The sequence below is a fragment of the Microbacterium pratiae genome (assembly GCF_047302165.1).
Lineage (GTDB): Bacteria > Actinomycetota > Actinomycetes > Actinomycetales > Microbacteriaceae > Microbacterium.
In genome coordinates this window covers 1,035,365-1,053,482 of sequence record NZ_CP154843.1, presented here as the reverse complement: position 1 = coordinate 1,053,482, position 18,118 = coordinate 1,035,365, and the positions used below count along the sequence as shown (strand labels likewise).

At 71.0% G+C, this 18,118-nt stretch carries 17 protein-coding genes; 9 read left to right on the top strand and 8 right to left on the bottom strand.

Features of this window, described 5'->3' with window-relative positions:
• Positions 1 to 28 precede the first annotated feature (28 nt).
• Positions 29 to 760 (bottom strand): GNAT family N-acetyltransferase, encoded by a 732-nt coding sequence (locus tag AA0Y20_RS04945; protein WP_412937810.1) that lies wholly within the window; start codon positions 758 to 760, stop codon positions 29 to 31.
• A 75-nt stretch (positions 761 to 835) separates the two neighbouring features.
• On the opposite strand from AA0Y20_RS04945, the gene AA0Y20_RS04940 reads away from it, so the two are divergent.
• The 6 genes from AA0Y20_RS04940 to purU all read left to right on the top strand — a co-directional run bounded on the left by AA0Y20_RS04940 (position 836) and on the right by purU (position 7,152).
• Positions 836 to 2,233 carry an MFS transporter gene (locus tag AA0Y20_RS04940; protein ID WP_412939706.1) on the top strand — a complete coding sequence of 466 codons (1,398 nt, stop codon included), beginning with the start codon at positions 836 to 838 and terminating at the stop codon, positions 2,231 to 2,233.
• Between the two features lie 20 nt (positions 2,234 to 2,253).
• A complete protein-coding gene (locus tag AA0Y20_RS04935; protein ID WP_412937809.1) occupies positions 2,254 to 3,747 on the top strand; it encodes a peptide MFS transporter in 1,494 nt (497 codons plus the stop codon).
• A 21-nt stretch (positions 3,748 to 3,768) separates the two neighbouring features.
• A complete protein-coding gene (locus AA0Y20_RS04930) occupies positions 3,769 to 4,038 on the top strand; it encodes a hypothetical protein (RefSeq protein ID WP_412937807.1) in 270 nt (89 codons plus the stop codon).
• Between the two features lie 102 nt (positions 4,039 to 4,140).
• Complete coding sequence (locus AA0Y20_RS04925; protein WP_412937805.1) at positions 4,141 to 5,334, top strand: cobalamin-independent methionine synthase II family protein; 1,194 nt, start codon at positions 4,141 to 4,143, stop codon at positions 5,332 to 5,334.
• 166 nt (positions 5,335 to 5,500) lie between these two features.
• Positions 5,501 to 6,136, top strand: a complete 636-nt coding sequence (locus tag AA0Y20_RS04920) for an alpha/beta fold hydrolase (protein ID WP_412937803.1) — start codon at positions 5,501 to 5,503, stop codon at positions 6,134 to 6,136.
• A gap of 143 nt (positions 6,137 to 6,279) precedes the next feature.
• Positions 6,280 to 7,152, top strand: a complete 873-nt coding sequence (purU, locus tag AA0Y20_RS04915) for a formyltetrahydrofolate deformylase (RefSeq protein WP_412937801.1) — start codon at positions 6,280 to 6,282, stop codon at positions 7,150 to 7,152.
• Positions 7,153 to 7,192: 40 nt separating this feature from the next.
• Here the strand turns inward: purU and AA0Y20_RS04910 are convergent, their stop codons facing one another.
• The 5 genes from AA0Y20_RS04910 to AA0Y20_RS04890 are packed head-to-tail and all read right to left on the bottom strand — an operon-like array spanning position 7,193 to position 13,763.
• On the bottom strand, positions 7,193 to 8,065 hold the full coding sequence (locus AA0Y20_RS04910) for a hypothetical protein (RefSeq protein ID WP_412937800.1): 873 nt from the start codon (positions 8,063 to 8,065) through the stop codon (positions 7,193 to 7,195).
• A 31-nt stretch (positions 8,066 to 8,096) separates the two neighbouring features.
• On the bottom strand, positions 8,097 to 8,894 hold the full coding sequence (locus AA0Y20_RS04905; RefSeq protein ID WP_412937799.1) for a MerR family transcriptional regulator: 798 nt from the start codon (positions 8,892 to 8,894) through the stop codon (positions 8,097 to 8,099).
• 58 nt (positions 8,895 to 8,952) lie between these two features.
• Positions 8,953 to 9,876 (bottom strand): serine hydrolase, encoded by a 924-nt coding sequence (locus AA0Y20_RS04900; RefSeq protein WP_412937798.1) that lies wholly within the window; start codon positions 9,874 to 9,876, stop codon positions 8,953 to 8,955.
• Positions 9,877 to 9,922: 46 nt separating this feature from the next.
• On the bottom strand, positions 9,923 to 11,920 hold the full coding sequence (locus AA0Y20_RS04895) for a M13 family metallopeptidase (protein WP_412937797.1): 1,998 nt from the start codon (positions 11,918 to 11,920) through the stop codon (positions 9,923 to 9,925).
• 46 nt (positions 11,921 to 11,966) lie between these two features.
• Positions 11,967 to 13,763 (bottom strand): lipase family protein, encoded by a 1,797-nt coding sequence (locus AA0Y20_RS04890; protein WP_412937795.1) that lies wholly within the window; start codon positions 13,761 to 13,763, stop codon positions 11,967 to 11,969.
• A 126-nt stretch (positions 13,764 to 13,889) separates the two neighbouring features.
• Between AA0Y20_RS04890 and AA0Y20_RS04885 the strand changes: the two genes are divergently transcribed.
• Positions 13,890 to 15,206, top strand: coding sequence for an MATE family efflux transporter (locus AA0Y20_RS04885; protein ID WP_413332121.1), 1,317 nt, complete (start codon positions 13,890 to 13,892; stop codon positions 15,204 to 15,206).
• 84 nt (positions 15,207 to 15,290) lie between these two features.
• Positions 15,291 to 15,800 carry a hypothetical protein gene (locus tag AA0Y20_RS04880; RefSeq protein WP_412937793.1) on the top strand — a complete coding sequence of 170 codons (510 nt, stop codon included), beginning with the start codon at positions 15,291 to 15,293 and terminating at the stop codon, positions 15,798 to 15,800.
• 18 nt (positions 15,801 to 15,818) lie between these two features.
• Here the strand turns inward: AA0Y20_RS04880 and AA0Y20_RS04875 are convergent, their stop codons facing one another.
• Positions 15,819 to 16,460: a TrmH family RNA methyltransferase gene (locus AA0Y20_RS04875; protein ID WP_412937792.1), complete on the bottom strand. Its 642-nt coding sequence runs from the start codon at positions 16,458 to 16,460 to the stop codon at positions 15,819 to 15,821.
• 38 nt (positions 16,461 to 16,498) lie between these two features.
• Between AA0Y20_RS04875 and AA0Y20_RS04870 the strand changes: the two genes are divergently transcribed.
• Complete coding sequence (locus AA0Y20_RS04870) at positions 16,499 to 17,137, top strand: metal-dependent transcriptional regulator (protein WP_412937791.1); 639 nt, start codon at positions 16,499 to 16,501, stop codon at positions 17,135 to 17,137.
• Positions 17,138 to 17,143: 6 nt separating this feature from the next.
• Here AA0Y20_RS04870 and AA0Y20_RS04865 read toward each other — a convergent pair whose 3' ends face one another.
• On the bottom strand, positions 17,144 to 18,106 hold the full coding sequence (locus AA0Y20_RS04865; RefSeq protein WP_412937790.1) for an SDR family NAD(P)-dependent oxidoreductase: 963 nt from the start codon (positions 18,104 to 18,106) through the stop codon (positions 17,144 to 17,146).
• Positions 18,107 to 18,118: the final 12 nt, after the last annotated feature.

The following is an 18,118-nucleotide window of genomic DNA, read 5'->3' as shown; positions in this document are numbered from 1 at the left end:
GCGGGGTTTCAGCGGCGCGGGGCGCGGGTCAGGCGCGGACGAGGAGGTAGCCGCGCTCGTCGTCGAAGCCGCCGACGGTGAGGCCGGCCGCGAAGTGCTCGAGGAACTGCTGGCGCACGCGGTCGCGCCACGCATCGGCCTCGGCCGGTGAGGCCGCACGGATGGCGTGGATGTCGTCGGGGACAGCGATCGTCGCGACGATCCGGTCGTCGGACGGGCGCTCCTGCGGCGGCGCGGCGAGCGGCCACGTCACCATGAGCCGGTCGGTGACCTCGCCGCGATTGATGCCGTCGTCCATGAGGCCGTACTGATCGACGAGGTAGTCGCTGATGCGGGCGCCGAGCACCTGCAGGTTGAAGTGCGCGTTGCGTGCGAACAGCGGGTCGAACGTCCAGGTGATGGTTCCGACCTCGCGGGCGAAGGCCCACGCCCGCTGGTGCTGCTTGAGCACCCGCCCCAGCCCCTGCTGCTGGTACTCGGGCAGCACGCCGGTGACGTGCGAGTGCATCGACCGCGCTCCCGGCTCGGCGAAGAAGGCCACCGACGCGCCGACGACCCGGTCGCCGTCGAAGAGGCCGACCACGTAGTTGCCGGAGTACGCCAGCGCGCGCATGAGGTTCGTGGGCACCGAATCGCGGTCGCCGCCCCACACCTCGCGCAGCACCGCAGCGCCGGCGAAGATGTCGGCGACGGTCTCGAGGGGGCGGATGTCGATCCCCGCGGGCACGTCGGCTGGGGTCGGGGGAACGCTCTCGCTCATGAGCCCACCCTACGCCGCCGCGGATAGCCTGAAGGGATGGCATCGGGCGACGACGGACGACGAAGACTCACCCGGATGCCGCGGCAGGGCGCGATCGTCGCCGTGCTGGCGATCGCGGGACTGGCGTCGTCGTTCATGTTCACGCTCGTGGTGCCGATCCAGTCGAAGCTGCCCGAGCTGCTCGACGCGAGCCGCGAGGACACCGCGTGGGTCGTCACGGCCACCCTCCTCGCCGCCGCAGTCTTCACCCCCATCGCGGGCCGGCTCGGCGACATGTACGGCAAACGCCGCATCGTGCTCGTCCTCCTCGGGCTGCTCATCGTCGGGTCGGTCGTCGCGGCGCTGTCGACGGACATCGTCGGGGTCATCGTCGGGCGCGCCCTCCAGGGCGCGGTGACGGGCGTCGTGCCGCTCGGGATCTCGATCATGCGCGACGTGCTGCACGAGAACCGGGTCGACGCGGCGATCGCCCTGATGTCGGCGACCCTCGGCGTCGGCGGCGCCGTCGGCATGCCGGTGAGCGCGCTCATCACCGAGACGAGCGACTGGCACGTGCTGTTCTGGATGTCGGCGGGGCTCGGCGCCGTCGTCCTGGTCCTCGTCGTGCTCATCGTGCCGCCGAGCGTGCTGCGGACGCCCGGCCGCTTCGACGTCGTCGGAGCGATCGGACTCGCCATCGGTCTGACGGGAGTGCTCCTCGCGGTCTCGCGCGGCAACACGTGGGGCTGGACGTCGGCGGCGACTCTCGCGTGCGGCCTCGGCGGCCTCGTCGTGCTGCTCGTGTGGGGCTGGTTCGAGCTGCGGATCGCCGATCCGCTGCTCGATCTGCGCGTCGCGGCCCGCCCGGCGGTGCTGCTGACGAACCTCGCGTCGGTCGCGATCGGCTTCTCGCTGTTCGCGTCGAACGTCTCGTATCCCCAGATGCTCGAGCTCCCCGAGGCCGTCGGCGGCTTCGGCCTGACGCTGCTGCAGGCGAGCCTCATCGTGATGCCCGCGGGTCTCGTGATGATGGTGCTGTCCCCCTTCTCAGGGCGACTCGCCCGGACGGTCGGCCCGCGCCTGCTGCTCGTCCTCGGCTCTGTCGCGCTGATCCTCGCCTACGGCTTCTCGCTGCTGTGGGCCTCAGAGGTGTGGCACCTGCTGGTGGCGAACCTCCTCATCGGCGTCGGCATCGGGTTCGGGTACGCCGGCATGCCGATGCTCATCATGCGCTCCGTACCGCCGACCGAGACCGGGGCGTCGAACGGGCTCAACGCCCTCTTCCGTTCACTCGGGACGAGCACCGCGGCCGCACTGATCGGCGCCGTGCTCGCCGCGTTCTCCCTCGAACGCGACGGCGTGGCGGTGCCGACACCCGCCGCGTTCCAGGTCTCGTTCGCGCTCGGCCTGGGAGCCGCCGTCATCGCCCTGGCCGTGGCACTGTGCATACCGCAACGCCGCGATCCGCACGAGACGCGCCCTTCGCTCCCCTGAGCGGCGTATCGTCGGCGTCCATGAGCCACGAGGACGCAGCCACCACCGCATCCCGCACCCGTCCCTCCGACGACGGCCGGAACGACCGCCGCTTCTTCGGGCAGCCGTGGGCGCTCACGCACATCTTCGGCGTCGAGCTGTGGGAGCGGTTCAGCTTCTACGGCATGCAGATCGTGCTGGTCTACTACCTGTACTTCTCGGTCTCCGACGGCGGTGCGGGCCTGCCGCAGGCGACCGCGGTCGGCATCGTCGGTGCCTACGGCGGGGCGGTCTACCTCTCCACGATCCTCGGGGCCTGGGTCGCCGACCGCCTGCTGGGCTCCGAGCGCGTGCTGTTCTTCAGCGCGATGATCATCGTCGCCGGCCACGTCGCTCTCGCTGTGCTCCCCGGGCTGCTCTCGGTCGCGGTCGGACTCGTGCTCGTCGCCCTCGGCTCGGGCGGGCTGAAGGCCAACGCCACGGCGGTCGTCGGGACCCTCTACTCCGAGCACGATCCCCGGCGCGACGCCGGGTTCTCGCTGTTCTATCTCGGCATCAACCTCGGCGCCTTCGCGGGTCCGCTGCTGACCGGTTTCCTGCGCACGAGCCTCGGGTTCCACTGGGCCTTCGGCGCTGCCGCGGTCGGCATGACCATCGGCCTGATCCAGTACGCGATCGGGCGTCGGTCGCTGCCCGAGGCGGCCCGCCGCGTTCCCAACCCGCTGCCGCGGTCGCGCTACCCGATGGTCATCGGCATCACGGTCGCGGCCGTCGCGGCCACCGCGCTCCTCATCGCCCTCGGGGTCATCCGGGCCGACAACCTCTCGCTCGCCGTCGTCATCGTCGTCATCGCGGCGACGATCGCCTACTTCGCCGTGATCATCTCGAGCTCCCGCATCACTGCGACCGAGCGGTCGCGGGTGTTCGGCTTCATCCCGCTGTTCATCGTGAGCGTCGCGTTCTGGTCGCTGTACCAGCAGCAGTTCACCGTCATCCCGATCTACGCCGAGAAGCGGCTCGACCTGAACCTCCTCGGGTGGCAGATGCCGCCCGACTGGGTGCAGTCCATCAATCCGGTGTTCATCATCATCCTCTCGGGCGTCTTCGCGGCCCTGTGGACGAAGCTCGGAACGCGGCAGCCCTCGACGCCGATCAAGTTCGCCGCCGGTGTCGTCGTGATGGGTCTGGCCTTCCTGCTCTTCCTGCCGTTCGCCGCCGACGGCCCGTCGGCCACCCCGCTGCTCGGCATCGTCGGCATCCTGTTCGTCTTCACCGTCGCCGAGCTGCTGATCTCACCCGTCGGGCTGTCAGCGGCGACGAAGCTCGCCCCGGCCAGGTTCCAGACGCAGATGGTCGCGCTCTTCTTCCTCTCGGTGTCGCTGGGAACGGCCATCTCGGGACTGCTCGCACCTCTCTACGACCCCGAGAACGAGGTGCCCTACTTCTCGATCCTCGGCGCCATCGCGATCGTCCTCGGTCTCGCCCTGGTCGCTGCCCGGAAGCCTGTGCTCGCGCTCATGCGAGACGTCCGCTGACACACGCGAGAGGATGGAGGCATGTCCTCCTCCGCCGTGCGTCGTTCCAACCCCACCGCCTGGGCCGCCTTCTGGGTCGGTCTCCTCGGGCTCATCCTCATGCCGATCCCGCTGTTCATCGGCTTCGTCCTCGGCGGCGGCCTCTCGCTCGTGGCGGCCGTGCTGGTGGTCATCGCCCTGCTCAAGGGCCTCGCGCGGGGCGGCGCGGGTATCGCTCCCGTCGTCTTCGCGGCGATCTTCGTGCTGCTCACCTGGGGAGGCATCTCGCTCGGCGGCGGCATCGTCTGGTGATCCGCCCGGCGGGTGGCAGCGTCACACGATGACGGACGGATGCCGGGCCGACGCGGGCCCGGCGCTAGAGTCGCGGGCGCACCCGATGAGAAAGCGACGCTCATGACCGAGATCACCACGACCACCGCCGGCAGCCTCCCCCGCACCCCGGCGCTCATCGACGCGAACCGCGTGCGCTCGTTCGCCGACGACGGGTTCACGCTGCAGTCGACGCCCGAGTTCGCGGAGCTCACCGCCCAGGCGGTCGCCGATGTGGTCGAACGCCAGCGTCAGGCCGGCGTGACGCAGGTCGGCGACGGCGAGTTCGGCAAGGCGATGTCGAACGCCGTCGACTACGGCGCCTGGTGGTCGTACTCCTTCCAGCGGGCGAGCGGCCTGTCGCTGACCGAGGTGAACGCGTTCAACGAGCCGCCCGTGCGGTCGGAGCCGGGCCGCATCCGGCTGACCTCGTTCCTCGACCGGCGCGACCGGCAGCTCTTCCCCGACGTGTACGCCGAGGCGGTCGAGGCCGGCGCGACCGCGACCGCGTTCCCCACCACGACCGGACCGATCTCCTACCGAGGTCACGCGGCCGTGGCCTCCGACATCGCCCACCTGAAGGCGACGCTGCGCGAGGGCGAGCAGGGGTTCCTCACCGCCATCGCACCCGGCTCGGCCTCCCGCGTGCGCAACGAGTACTACGCCACCGACGAGGAGCACATCTTCGCCTGGGCCGAGGCCCTGCGCGAGGAGTACAAGGCCATCACCGGCGCGGGGCTCATCGTGCAGCTCGACGACCCGTCGCTCGCCGAGAACTTCGACCAGATCAACCCGGAGCCCGCGATCGCCGACTACCAGGCGTTCACCCGCATCCGGGTCGAGGCGATCAACCACGCCATCGCGGGACTCCCGAAGGAGCTCGTGCGACTGCACGTGTGCTGGGGCTCGTGGCACGGACCGCACACGACCGACGTCGCGCTGGCCGACATCCTGCCGGTCGTCCTCGAGGCGAACGTCGGGTCGATCTCGTTCGAGGCGGGCAACGTGCGGCACGAGCATGAGTCGGGCGTGTGGGCGGATGCCGCCGTGCCGGACGACCTCGTGCTCGTACCCGGCGTGGTCAGCCACGCGACCAACGTCGTCGAGCACCCCGAGCTCGTCGCGCAGCGCATCGAACGCTTCGCGAGCATCGTCGGGGCCGACCGGGTCATCGCCTCGACCGACTGCGGTCTCGGCGGCCGCATCCACCCCGACATCGCGTGGGCCAAGCTCGCCTCGCTCGGCGAGGGCGCCCGCATCGCCGCCTCGCGCGCCTGACTCTCCCCCGCGGGCGGGCAGCCCGCGATGCAAGGGATCGTCGCCGACACCCCGGTTCGCGGCATCCACCCACGGGGTGTCGAGCGGGATCCATTGCACCCGCGACCGCGCCCGCTCAGCGGATTCGACTAGCGTGAAAGACCGCAGGACACCGCGAGAGGGAGACATGACCGACACACAGCCGCAGATCTTCGAGCCCGAGGGCCGCGCCATCCCCTACGTCGAGGATGCCGGCAGCGAGCCCGTCCTGGTGCTGATCCCGGGATACAGCAACGTCGCGGCGCTCGGCACGCTCGCGCACGTGCTGGCCGAGGAGGACTTCCGCATCCTGCGGGTCGGCTACCGCACGGCGCAGACCGAGGGCGTCACGCTTCACGATCTGGCGCAGGATGTCGTCGACGTCATGGACCACGTCGGACTCGGCGACGCGTGGGTCGGCGGGCACGCCTTCGGCGGCGCCGTCGCGCGCACCGTGTCGATCGACCACACCGAGCGCGTCGACGGCGTGCTGCTGCTCGGCGCCGAGGGCGACGAGCCCCGCACTGACCTCGAGCCGCTGCAGGCCGCCGCCGCGGCATCCGTCTCGGCCGATGAGTGGCGTGCGCTGGCACCGACGGTCCCCGTCATGCTCATCCAGGGCGCCGACGACGACGTGCTGCCGCCCGCGAACGGCGAACACCTGAGGGCGGCTGCGCCCGGTCTGGTCAGCCTCGTGACCCTCGAGGGCGGCGGGCACCTCTTCCCGGCGACGCACGCCGGCGAGGCCGCCTTCGTCATCGAGGACTACCTAGACGTCGACTGACCCCCCTTCCCCCCTCCCCCCTCCCCCTTTCCCCGTCGACTCGCCAAGAAACGCGGATGCCGCCCCTGCCGCATCCGCAGAATCTGGCGAGTCGACCGGGTGAGCGTGCCGGCACCGCCCGGCGGACAGGGCAGAATCGAAGGATGACCGACTCTGCGCTCCACCCCGCCCACGCCTGCCTCATCGTGCACGGGCAGGACCAGCCGGGCATCATCGCCGCGCTGTCGGCGATGGTCACCCGCGTGGGCGGCAACATCGTCGCGTTCGACCAGTACTCGGACGACCCGACGGGCGGCGCCTACTTCTGCCGCGTCGTGTTCCACCGGCCGAACTTCGCGGTCGACCGGCCGTCGATCGAAGCCGAGATCGGCGAGACCCTCGCGGGGTTCGATCTGCAGTGGTCGCTCACCGATCAGTCGGTGCCCAAGCGCATGGCGATCCTGTCGTCGAAGCAGGACCACTGCCTGCTCGACCTGCTCTGGCGCCACCGCCGTGGCGACCTGCCCGTGACGGTGCCGATGGTCGTATCGAACCACACCACCTCGGCCGAGGACGTGAGGTCGTTCAACGTCCCGTTCTTCCACGTCCCCTCGACGCCCGGCCCCGACAAGTCGGCGTCCGAGGCCGAGATCCTGAAGCTGCTCGTCGGCAACGTCGACTTCGTCGTCCTCGCCCGCTACATGCAGATCCTGTCGTCCGACTTCCTCGAGAAGCTCGGCGTACCCGTGATCAACATCCACCACTCGTTCCTCCCCGCCTTCATCGGCGCCGAGCCCTACAAGAAGGCCAAGGAACGGGGCGTCAAGCTGATCGGCGCGACGAGCCACTACGTCACGACCGACCTCGATGAGGGACCGATCATCGAGCAGGACACGATCCGGGTCACCCACGCCGAGACGGCCACGGAACTCGCCCGCCGCGGCGCCGACGTCGAACGTCAGGTGCTCTCGCGCGCCGTGCTGTGGCACGCACAGGACCGTGTCATCCGGCACGGCAACCACACGATCGTCTTCTGACCGCGCGCGCCCGCCCGGCCTCGCCCGGATGTACGGGCGCTCAGCTCGCGGGCTGCACCGGCTCGAAGTCGTCGGGACCCGTCGCGCCCGTCGGCGACAGGAAGATGCGCGTCGTGTCACCGGGGTCGGCGGGATCGAAGACGAGCGGGCGCGTGTCACCGACCGCCGGCACCTCACGGGGCGCGATGAGCACCATGGTCGTGACCCACCGATCCGTGCCGACGGCGTCGGTGAATCTCGCGACGAGCGAGGCGGCCATGCGCGACGCGTCATGGGCGGGCAACGGCGCCTGCACGATCTCCGCGTCGACGCGCGACCCCGAGGCGAGAAGGCGCGCGACGACCGCGGAGTTGCGGCGACGCGTCGCAAGTGATCGCACGCGCGCGATGTAGCTGAACACGGCGAGCAGCGCGAAGAGGCCGGGAAGCCACCACTGTCCGGCGTACAGGATCCACTCACCGACCCCCCAGGGCTCGCTGCCGCCGAACGTCGGGTCGACGGCGACGCCGACCGCGTCGGGCGCGTTCCACATCGTCGTCGCCGCCCACGTGCCGAGGGCCAGCCCGGCGAGGGTGATCGTGAGCGGCCCGACCGCCGAATAGCCCTTCTCCCGGGCGCTGAACCGGTGGTTCCACTTGCCGTACTGCCCGATGCAGACCAGCAGTACGAGGATGCCGACGGGCAGGCCCCAGCCGCGGACGGCCACCGGGATACCGGTGTCCCAGGTGCCGAAGACGCTGTTGATGTTCACGGCCCGGAGCTGCTCGAAGATGCCGCCGACCGCGAACCCGACGACACCCGCGGCGGCGACCGAGAGGATGCCCCAGATCAGGCTCGCGACCAGAGCCGAGGTGGTCCCCCGATACTTGGCTTGCTCACGTCGTGCGGCTTCTCGGGGGTCCAGCAAACTCACCCTTCCAGGCTAGCGCGGCCCGGGAGAAGGCTCAGGACACGGGCTGCTGCAGATCGACGATCCACCGGTCGCCGTCGTAGGGCGTCTGCAGGTAGATCTCGCGGCACGCGCCGTCGGACTGCAACCCCCGCCGCTCCGCCTCGGCGACGAGCGCCTGCCACGCGCTCTGGATGCCGGCGAGATCGTCGGACTCGTAGCGGAGGGTGAGCGCTCGCGGTTCGGCCGCCACGACGGTGCGCTCGAGGCCCTCGGGCACCGGGGCGTCACCGATCTGTTCGGCCGCGGCGGCGATCATGCCGTCGTCTGTCGTCGTGTAGACCGCGACGCCGGGCCCGACCCGCTGCGCGCCCGCGGCCTCGATGAGGTCGTTCACGCTCTGGAACATGACGCTGATCTCGTCTTCGATCTGGGCCATCTCGTCGATGCGGACCGAAAGCTGGGTGAGGGTCAGCTCGGGCAGCGCGGTCTCGATGAATGTGGACACGGGTATCTCCTTCTCGATCGATCGGAGTCTCGCCTCGACCTCGTTCAACCGCCGACCGTCAGCGGCGATCTGGCCGCTCAGCTCAGCCCTCCGCTCCCGCAGGAGCGCGGCCACCGATGCCGACGACATTCCGTCGTCGAGCAGTCGGCCGACCTGTTCGAGGGTGAAGCCGAGGTCCTTCAGCGCGATCAGCCGATTCGCCCGATCGAGCTGCGACGCGGCGTACGAGCGGTAGCCCGAGGCCGGATCGACCCGATGCGGACGCAGCAGACCGAGCTGGTCGTAATGGCGCAGCATCCGCACCGATACGCCGGCCAGCCGGGCGAACTCTCCGATACTCAACATGGTGATCCCAGCCGACAGCCTGACACGGTGTGAGGGTCAAGCGCACGGCCGGATCGGATCAGAAGACGTACTCCATGAGGTCGAGCCCGAACGCCCGGAACGCCTCGTGGGCGCGCAGGCGGTCGCTCATCGACAGGTCGTCGAACCCGACCAGCAGCGCGTACGAGACGCCGGCGCGCGGACCGGCGAGCACGCCCGCCTCGGCACGGATGCCGTCAGCCCGGCCGGTCTTGTTCACGAAGAGCAGTTCGTGCTTGTCGTCGTCGTGTGCGAACGGATCGAGGCCGGTCACCGATCCGACGAGCGACAGATCGTGGTTGAGGCTCAGCCATTCGGACACCTGGGCGCTCACGCCGGGTGAGACGACGTCGGTGTTGACGAGCGCCGCGAACATCGCCGCGAGTTCGCGAGCCGTGCCGAGGGCGTAGTGCGGTGCGTCGTCGGGTCCGCGGCTGTCTCGGAATCGGTCGAGCAGCGCCGTGCGCGGCATCCCGAGGCTCCCGAGCCGTGCGCGCACGGCGTCGAGGCCGACGCGGCCGAGCAGGGCATTGGCGGCGAGGGCGTCTCCCGTCGACGCGGCGAGCACCGCGAGGTCGCCGAGCGGCAGGGCCGGGGCCACGAGATGACGCCAGATGCCGGCGACCGAGACCTCGCCGACGGTCGACCGGTCGACGATCTCGAGCGGGTCGAGGGTTCCGGCATCGAACCGCGCCGCCACCTCGATCAGCAGCGGGACGATGCCCATGCCCGCGACCGGCAGCGTGACGAAGTCGTCGCCCGCCAGCACGGGCGTTCCGCGATCGAGGTCGCTGACCCGCACCGACACCCGCGCGCCGGATGCGGCGAGGGCGTCGAGCGCCTTCTCGGTCGATGCGAACCCTCGACGCTGCGTACCGGAACGACGACGCGGACGCGCGGCACCCCGCCGCTCCGCACGCGAGCGGGCGGTCTCGGAGGAGGACTCGGATCCATCCACCGTCATGTTCTCGTCTCCGTCGGAGTCAGTCTGAGCGATTCGGTTCGGGTGGTCACCAGATCGTGACGCGGCGCTCGGGCGCGAGCCAGAGCTCGTCCGCCTCGGTGACCCCGAATGCGTCGTAGAACGCATCGATGTTACGGACGATCTGGTTGCAGCGGAACTCGTTCGGAGCGTGCGGGTCGATCGTCAGAAGCCGGATGGTCTCGGCGTCGCGTCCCTTCTGCTGCCAGATCTGTCCCCAGCTGAGCAGGAGGCGCTGCACACCCGTGAAACCGTCGATGACCGGGCCGTCGGGCGCCCCGGCGAGCTCGTCCGCCGACATCGTGGCGGCGAGGTGCAGCCGGTACGCCTTCAGGGCGATGCCGAGACCGCCCAGGTCGCCGATGTTCTCGCCGATCGTGAGCGCTCCGTTGACCGTGTGCTCGTCGCCGAGGCCCCGCGGCACCAGCGCGTTGTACTGATCGATCAGCGCACCCGTGCGCTCCTCGAACGCGGCGCGGTCGGCGTCGGTCCACCAGTCGTTGAGCGCCCCGGTGCCGTCGTAGGCGCTGCCCTGGTCGTCGAATCCGTGGCCGATCTCGTGGCCGATGACCGCGCCGATACCCCCGTAGTTCGCTGCCGCGTCGCGCTCGGACGAGAAGAAGGGCAGCTGCAGGATGGCCGCGGGGAAGACGATCTCGTTCATCAGCGGGTTGTAGTACGCGTTGACCGTCTGCGGTGTCATGTGCCACTCGTCGCGGTCGATCGGCTGACCGAGCTTCGCCAGCTGGCGCTCGTACTCCCACTCGGTCGAGCGCAGGACGTTGCCGAGCAGGTCTGTGGGGTCGATCTCGAGCGCCGAGTAGTCCTTCCAGCGGTCGGGGTAGCCGATCTTCGGGGTGAAGGCCGCGAGCTTCTCGAGGGCGCGCTCGCGCGTGGCCGGGGTCATCCACTCGAGCCCCGTGATCGACTGCCGGTACGCCTCGATGAGGTTCTCGACCAGCGCGTCCATCTCGACCTTGGCCTGCGGCGGGAAGTGGCGCTCGACGTAGATCTCGCCGACCGCTTCGCCGAGAGCGGCCTGCACGATGCTCACGCCGCGCTTCCAGCGCTCGCGGTTCACGGGCACGCCCGTGAGCTGGGTGCCGTAGAAGGCGAAGTTCTCGGCGACGAAGGCCTCGGGCAGGAACGGAGCAGACGCGCGGACGACCTGCAGCCGCAGCCAGGCCTTCCAGTCGTCGAGGTGCTCGTCGGTCAGCAGCTGCCCGAGCCCGGCGAGGAAGCTCGGCTGGTTGACGTTGATCTCGGCGAAGCCGTCGCGGTGCCGGGGTGCGAGGCCGTCGAGCCACGGGTCGAGGTCGACACCGGCGAGCGTCCGCACCTCGTCCCAGGTGTGCAGGTTGTAGGTCGCGACCGCGTCGCGGTTGCGGACGTTGTCCCAGTGATGCGCGGCGAGCTCGGTCTCGAGCCGCACGATGCCGTCGGCCTGGTCCGCCGCGTTCTCGACACCGGCGAGCTCGAGCATGCGCTCGGCGTAACCGTGGAACGCGTCGCGCGTCGCGGCGAAGCCGTCGAGGCGGTAGTAGCTCTCGTCGGGCAGCGACAGGCCTCCCTGCACGAAGAACACCACGTAGCGCTCGGGGTTGCCGGGGTCGGGCTCGATGAACGTGCCGATCATGCCGCCGATGCCCTCGCGCTCGAGCTCGCCGACCGTGCTCAGCAGCGCGGGGATCGAATCGATCGCGTCGACCCGTGCCAGCTGGGGACGAAGCGGCTCGGCGCCGAGCTCGTCGATGCGAGCCGTGTCCATGAAGCTCGTGAACAGGTCGCCGATCTTGCGCTGCACCGTGCCGGGCTCGGCGGTCGTGGCCTCGTCGATGATCGCGCGGACGTCGCTCTCGGCCTGCTCGGCGATGAGGTGGAACGAGCCCCACCGCGCCTTGTCGTCGGGGATCTCGGTGCGCTCGAGCCAGCTGCCGTTGACGTGTCGGAACAGGTCGTCCTGCGGTCGGATCTCGGGGCTCAGCTCGGCGATGTCGATACCGGAGGGGAGGACGGGGTCGGTCATGGCACCCATGCTAGGCCGACCGGACGACACGAACTTCCGAGCGCATTCAGCGTTCCGTGGTGGTACATCCCTCGGCAACCGGAATGCCGGCGAAGCGGTCCCTCGTCCAGTCGAACAGCTCGTCGATGAGGGGCGACGGACGCTCGACGACACCGGCGTGCTCGAACCCCGCGTACGTGCGGAAATCGACGTCCTGGCCCGCCGCGCACATCCGGTCGACGAAGGCGGCCTGGGTCTGGACGGGTATGACGCTGTCGGCTCCGCCGTGCGCGAGCAGCACGGGCGCGGTGGAGCGCAGCGGCGCCGTGTTCTCGCGCAGATGGCGACCGAGCACCCCGGATGCCGGCGAGCGTGAGAACAGCGCCGGATCGCGACTCATGCCGAGCGCCGCGGCGACCGAGAGCACGATCGTCGGATCGGACAGGCACCGCTCCGACATCTGCCGCAGCACCGTCTCAGCGCCCGGTCGCACGTAGTCGCGGTACTCGATCTCGGGGTAGATCGCCGAGAACGAGGCGAACGCGTAGGAGGCGAAGATACTGCCGCCGGTGACGCTCGAGATGCCCTGCACGAGGGCGGCGGGGTCGCTCGCGGGAGCGAGGGCCGCGACGCCGCGAACCCAGACCTCGGGTGCGTACTCGCGAGCGATCGCGCCCGTCCACAGTGCCGCCGCGCCGCCTTGCGAGTGTCCCCACACGACGGTCCGCGCACCGAGGTCGGCCTCGTCGAGCTCGCGGGCCGCGCGCACGGCGTCGAGCGAGGCGTGCGCGCTCGGCAGACCCACGAGGTACGGATGCGGGCCCTCGGTGCCGAGACCGATGTAGTCGGTGCCGACGACGGCCCAGCCCTCTTTGATCGCGCGCGGCAGCATGTAGAACGCGCCCGCCCACAGTCCCCGCGGCTGCAGCGACGGGGCGCAGTGCTGAGCGAACCCGGTGGTGCCGTGATTCCAGTCGATCACCGGCCACTGCCCGTCTCCCTCGCGCGGCACCGCCACGATGGCGCTCGCGACGCGGACCTCCCCCTCGACTCCCGTCGTGGTGTAGAGGATGCGCCATCCCTGGGCGCTCGCCGGGATGCCCGCCTCGAACGGCTCGGCGCGCACGAGTCGTCCGGGCTCGTCGGGCAGGTCGCGCGGTGCCGCGTAGAAGTCGTCGACGACCGTCGAACCGTCGCGCAGCGGCGCGGTCACGATCGTCGTCGTGACCGCGAGCGCGACGGAGGCGATCGCGACCACCGTGCGACCCCATCGCCGGCGCGGGCGCCCGTCGGCCCCCAGCCGTTCGGCCGTGCGGTCGTCGCGGCGACGGCGCAACCGCGTCCAGAGGTCGACCACGCCGCTCATGATCAACCGCGCGCCGAAGACGACGGCGGTCACGAGCAGGGTGATGTCGGGCCAGAACAGTGCGAGCGCGCCGAAGATGACCCCCGATGCGCCGAATGCCGCATCGGCGATCCGCGCGTCCCACGTGCGCCCGCGTCCGAACGCGGCGATGACGCCGAGGATGCCGCCGCCGAGAAGGAGGATGCCGACGACGATCGCGACCACGCGGACCGTCAGTCCCGGCGCGAGGAGGACGATCGCGCCGCCGACCAGCCAGGCGACGCCGGTCGCCGTGCGCCAGCGCGGGCGGTGCGACTCCCCCTCCCGCCCGGTGAGCTCGAGCAGTCCCGTCAGCGCCATGCCGCCGCCGATCAGCCAGGCGAGGACGTCGAGGGCGGTCGTGGGCCGGATGACGATGACGACGCCGAGCACGACGGCCGCCACGGCCACGACGATGCGGACCCACGTCGGCAGCCGCGCGTGCAGGCGCGCGATCGCCAGGCGTTTCAGCAGCCGCATCCCCGTCCTTTCCCTCCGGTCGATGATCAACGCTAGTCGGGGACGCGGTGCTGCTCCGCGCGCTCGACAGCGACCCGGCCCGCGTGCAAGGCCGGCCCGGCGGCGGTCCGCCTCTAGGCTCGACTCATGGCGCCCACGCTCAACCGCGAGATCCTGCGGCTGGCCGTTCCCGCGCTCGGAGCGCTCATCGCGGAGCCGATGTTCCTCATCGTCGACGCCGCCCTCATCGGCCACCTCGGGGTCGTGCCGCTCGCGGCCCTCGGCATCGCCGGCGCGGTGCTGCAGACGATCGTGGGCCTGATGGTCTTCCTCGCGTATGCGACGACGCCCGCCGTGGCGCGCCGCTTCGGCGCTGGCGACTCCACGAGCGCGGTGAGCGCGGGGATCGACGGGTTGTGGCTCGCGCTCGGCCTCGGCGCCGTGCTCGCGGCCGTGGGCTCGCTCACGACCCCGCTGCTGATCGGCATGTTCGGCGCCGGCGAGGCCGTCGCGACCGACGCCGAGACCTACCTGCGGCTGTCGATGTGGGGTCTGCCGGCGATGCTCATCGTCTTCGCGGCGACCGGACTGCTGCGCGGGATGCAGGACACCGTCACCCCGTTGTGGATCGCCGGTCTCGGATTCGGCGCCAACGCTCTGCTGAACGTCCTCTTCATCTACGGCTTCGGCTGGGGTATCGCCGGATCGGCCCTCGGCACCGTGATCGCCCAGTGGGGCATGGTCGGCGCCTTCGTGGTCGTCATCGGTCGTCTCGCCCGGCGCCACTCTGCCTCGCTCCGGCCGCGCGCCGACGGCATGCGCGGGTCGGCGCGGCTGGGCGGCTGGCTGTTCCTGCGCACGGTCTCGCTGCGTGCGGCTCTCCTGGCGACGGTCGCGGTGGCGACGGGGCTCGGCACGAGCGAGCTCGCCGGCTGGCAGGTCGCGTTCACGATCTTCTCGACCGCGGCCTTCGCGCTCGACGCCCTGGCGATCGCGGCGCAGGCATTGATCGGCCGCGGGCTCGGCGCCGGCGACAAGGGGTTCGTCCGCCGCGTCCTCGGGCGGACCGTCGCGTGGGGCGCGTGGTTCGGTGTACTCGTCGGAGGACTGATCGCGGCGACCTCGGGGGTCATCGGGCTGCTGTTCACCGGCGACCCCGACGTCGCCGCGCTGGTGCAGCCCGCCCTGCTCGTCCTCGCGATCGCCCAGCCCGTGTGCGGCGTCGTGTTCGTCCTCGACGGCGTCCTGATGGGCGCCGGCGATGCGCGCTACCTCGCCTTCGCGGGCGGGCTCAACCTCGTGCCCTTCGTCCCCGCGCTGCTCGTGATCGGCTCGCTGCACCCCGGCGGCGCGGCCGGACTGGCCTGGCTCTCGGCCGCGTTCTTCGGCGTCTACATGATCGCCCGGCTGCTGACGCTCGGCTGGCGCGTCCGCCGGGGCGCATGGCTGCGCATCGACGTCTGAACCGAATCCGTCGCGAGACGGACTGTGATCGGGTCGAAACCCCTTTCACGTGCGAACCACAGCCTCGGCCCGTACGGTGGCGTCATGCCGAAGCCCACCTCGTTCGCCGCCGCCGGCATCGCCGTGCTCGCGGTCGGGATGCTCGCTTCCGGCTGCGCGGAGCGGACTCCGCCGGTCGAGATCCCGACCCCGTCTGACGATGCGCGCACGCTGCCGCGTCCCACCGCCGACGACGCCCAGCGGTGGGCCGACACCGTCATCCCCGAGAACGCGCTCGGCGGGGCGTCGTGGACCCAGCGCGAGGCGGGCGTGCTCCAGCCCGGCGGCGAGCCGATCATCTCGGTCGCGGCGGGCGAGGCTCCCGCCCTCGTGAGCATCGCCTGCGTCACCGGGTCGGGCAGCCGGATGACCTACACCGTCACCGCCGGCGGCGAGGCCGTCGACAGCGGCGACGTGGCATGCGCCGCGGTCGACGAGAACGCCGAGGTGCACAGCATCCACGACGTCCCCGCCGACGCCACGGTCGAGCTCAGCGCGTCGGCGACCGGCCTGTTCGTCTACGCCGTCACGCCGGACCGGCATCCGGAGCGATGACGGCGAGACGGTCCCCGCTCAGCGAGCCCAGCGCCGGCACCACTCGTACATGACGACGGCGCCCGCGGCCGACGCGTTGATCGACCGCGTCGAGCCGTACTGGGTGATCTCGACGATGACGGATGCCGCGGCCACCGCCTCGGCCGAGAGACCCGGACCCTCCTGGCCGAACATCAGCACGGCTCGCTCGGGCAGGTCGGCACGATCGACCGGGACCGACCCCGCGACGTTGTCGACCGCCACGATCGGGAGGTCGTTCTCGCGTGCCCAGGCGGCGAACGAGGCCACATCCTCGTGGTGACGGACGTGCTGGTAGCGGTCGGTCACCATCGCGCCGCGTCGGTTCCATCGCCGGCGTCCGACGATGTGCACCTCGGCCGCCCCGAACGCGTTCGCGCTGCGGACGATCGATCCGATGTTCATGTCGTGCTGCCAGTTCTCGATCGCGACGTGGAACGGATGCCGGTGCTCGTCGAGGTCCGCCACGATCGCCTCGAGGCGCCAGTAGCGGTAGTGGTCGACGACATTCCGCCGGTCGCCGTCGGCGAGGAGCTCCGGGTCGTACCGGGGATCGTCGGGCCAGGCCTCCGGACCGCCCGGCCACGGCCCCACGCCCACCGGCAGCTGCGGTTCCGCGTCGGCGGGGTCGGGGCGAGTCACCGGGACAGGCTATCCCGCCGCCGCGGATAACCTGGAGTGTGCCCTCACCCGCCGTCGACGACTACCTGAAGACGATCTACCACCACACCGAGTGGCAGCCGGCGCCCATCACCCCGTCGCAGCTCGCGGCGATGCTCGGACTCGCACCGTCGACCGTCACCGAGATGGTGCGCAAGCTCGCCGCGCAGGACCTCGTGTCACATCGTCCCTACGGTCCGGTCGCACTGACCGAGACGGGCCGCCGCCGCGCGGCATCCATCATCCGGCGCCACCGGCTCATCGAGACGTGGCTCGTGCGCGAGTTCGGATACGCCTGGGACGAGGTGCACGACGAGGCCGAGGTGCTCGAGCACACGATCAGCGACCGGCTGCTCGCGGGCATCGCCGAGCGGCTCGGCGACCCGCGCTTCGACCCGCACGGCGACGCGATCCCCGACGTCGACGGCGAGGTCCATCGCGAGCCCTTCGTCCTGCTCGCCGAGGCCACGATCGGCCACGAGGGCCGCATCCTCCGCGTGAGCGACCGCGACCCAGCGCTCCTGCGAGCGCTCGAGGAGCGCGGCATCGACGTCGGCCACACCCTGATCGTCAGCGGACGCGACAGCGTGCAGCTCGACGGCGGCGGCTCCGTCGTACTGCCGCCCGGTGCTGCCGCCGCGATCTGGGTCACCGCCTGAGCGCGATCAGCTCTTCGCGCGCGTCCGACTCGCCTTCAGGTACGGCCACGGCGTGCGGGTCGTGTGCTCGCAGTACGTCCACAGGCGTGCCGCGACCTCCGGATCGCGGGTGATCGACGCAGGGGTCGCGACGCGCGGCCCGCCCCGCAGGACGCCCGAGGGCCCGTAGAACTCGCCGCCCGCGGCATCCGGATCCACCAGAGCACGGACGAGCGGCCAAGCGCCGCGCTCCTTCGACTGCGTCACGGCGACCTGCAGGTTGTCGGTGAACCGCGTCATGCGGGTGGGCTCGTTGATGCCCACGATGCCGCGGGTGCGACCGCTCGTGGAGTAGCCGGGATGGGCCACGAGGCTCGAGACGGGCACGCTCGCCGCCCGCAGCCTCTCGTCGGCCTCGAGGCCGAGCGAGGTCGTCGCGACCTTCGACTGCACGTACGCACGCCAGGGCGAGTAGTCGCTCTCGAGCTCGATGTCGACCGGGTCGTACTTCCAGATCGAGGTCGACACCGACCCGACCCACACCATGCGGCCGCGGCCGGCCGCCAGCGCGATGAGCAGCTCACCGGCGAGCGCGTAGTGACCGAGCACGTTGGTCGCGAACACCAGCTCGTGGCCGTCGGGCGTCGTGCGCCGCTGACGCGGCGGGTGGACGACGCCGGCGTTCAGGAGCAGCCCGTGGAGGGGCTTGCGTCCCCGCGCGGTCGCCGCGGCCGCACGCACGGAACCGAGGTTGCTGGTGTCGAGCAGCAGCGTCTCGATCGATCCGACGCCCTCGGGCAGGGCGCGATCCACCGAAGCACGCGCGGTCGCGAGCCGCTGCGGGCTGCGGCCGGTCATGATGACGTGAGCCCCGGCGGAGGCGAGCTGGAGCGTCGAGAAGTAGCCAAGACCCGCGTTGGAACCCGTGACGAGATACCGCCTGCCCGAGAGGTCGGGCAGCTTGCGGGGATTCCAGTCGTCGTGGGCCACGAGTGAAGACTA

What these genes read in the sequence shown, in the direction of transcription:
- AA0Y20_RS04885 (WP_413332121.1), top strand. Translation starts at nt 13,890, where the DNA reads ATGGCGCCCACGCTCAACCGCGAGATCCTGCGGCTGGCCGTTCCCGCG.
- AA0Y20_RS04880 (WP_412937793.1), top strand. Translation starts at nt 15,291, where the DNA reads ATGCCGAAGCCCACCTCGTTCGCCGCCGCCGGCATCGCCGTGCTCGCG.
- AA0Y20_RS04925 (WP_412937805.1), top strand. Translation starts at nt 4,141, where the DNA reads ATGACCGAGATCACCACGACCACCGCCGGCAGCCTCCCCCGCACCCCG.
- AA0Y20_RS04900 (WP_412937798.1), bottom strand. Translation starts at nt 9,876, where the DNA reads ATGACGGTGGATGGATCCGAGTCCTCCTCCGAGACCGCCCGCTCGCGT.
- AA0Y20_RS04930 (WP_412937807.1), top strand. Translation starts at nt 3,769, where the DNA reads ATGTCCTCCTCCGCCGTGCGTCGTTCCAACCCCACCGCCTGGGCCGCC.
- AA0Y20_RS04890 (WP_412937795.1), bottom strand. Translation starts at nt 13,763, where the DNA reads ATGCGGCTGCTGAAACGCCTGGCGATCGCGCGCCTGCACGCGCGGCTG.
- AA0Y20_RS04920 (WP_412937803.1), top strand. Translation starts at nt 5,501, where the DNA reads ATGACCGACACACAGCCGCAGATCTTCGAGCCCGAGGGCCGCGCCATC.
- purU (WP_412937801.1), top strand. Translation starts at nt 6,280, where the DNA reads ATGACCGACTCTGCGCTCCACCCCGCCCACGCCTGCCTCATCGTGCAC.
- AA0Y20_RS04935 (WP_412937809.1), top strand. Translation starts at nt 2,254, where the DNA reads ATGAGCCACGAGGACGCAGCCACCACCGCATCCCGCACCCGTCCCTCC.
- AA0Y20_RS04945 (WP_412937810.1), bottom strand. Translation starts at nt 760, where the DNA reads ATGAGCGAGAGCGTTCCCCCGACCCCAGCCGACGTGCCCGCGGGGATC.
- AA0Y20_RS04905 (WP_412937799.1), bottom strand. Translation starts at nt 8,894, where the DNA reads ATGTTGAGTATCGGAGAGTTCGCCCGGCTGGCCGGCGTATCGGTGCGG.
- AA0Y20_RS04895 (WP_412937797.1), bottom strand. Translation starts at nt 11,920, where the DNA reads ATGACCGACCCCGTCCTCCCCTCCGGTATCGACATCGCCGAGCTGAGC.
- AA0Y20_RS04940 (WP_412939706.1), top strand. Translation starts at nt 836, where the DNA reads ATGCCGCGGCAGGGCGCGATCGTCGCCGTGCTGGCGATCGCGGGACTG.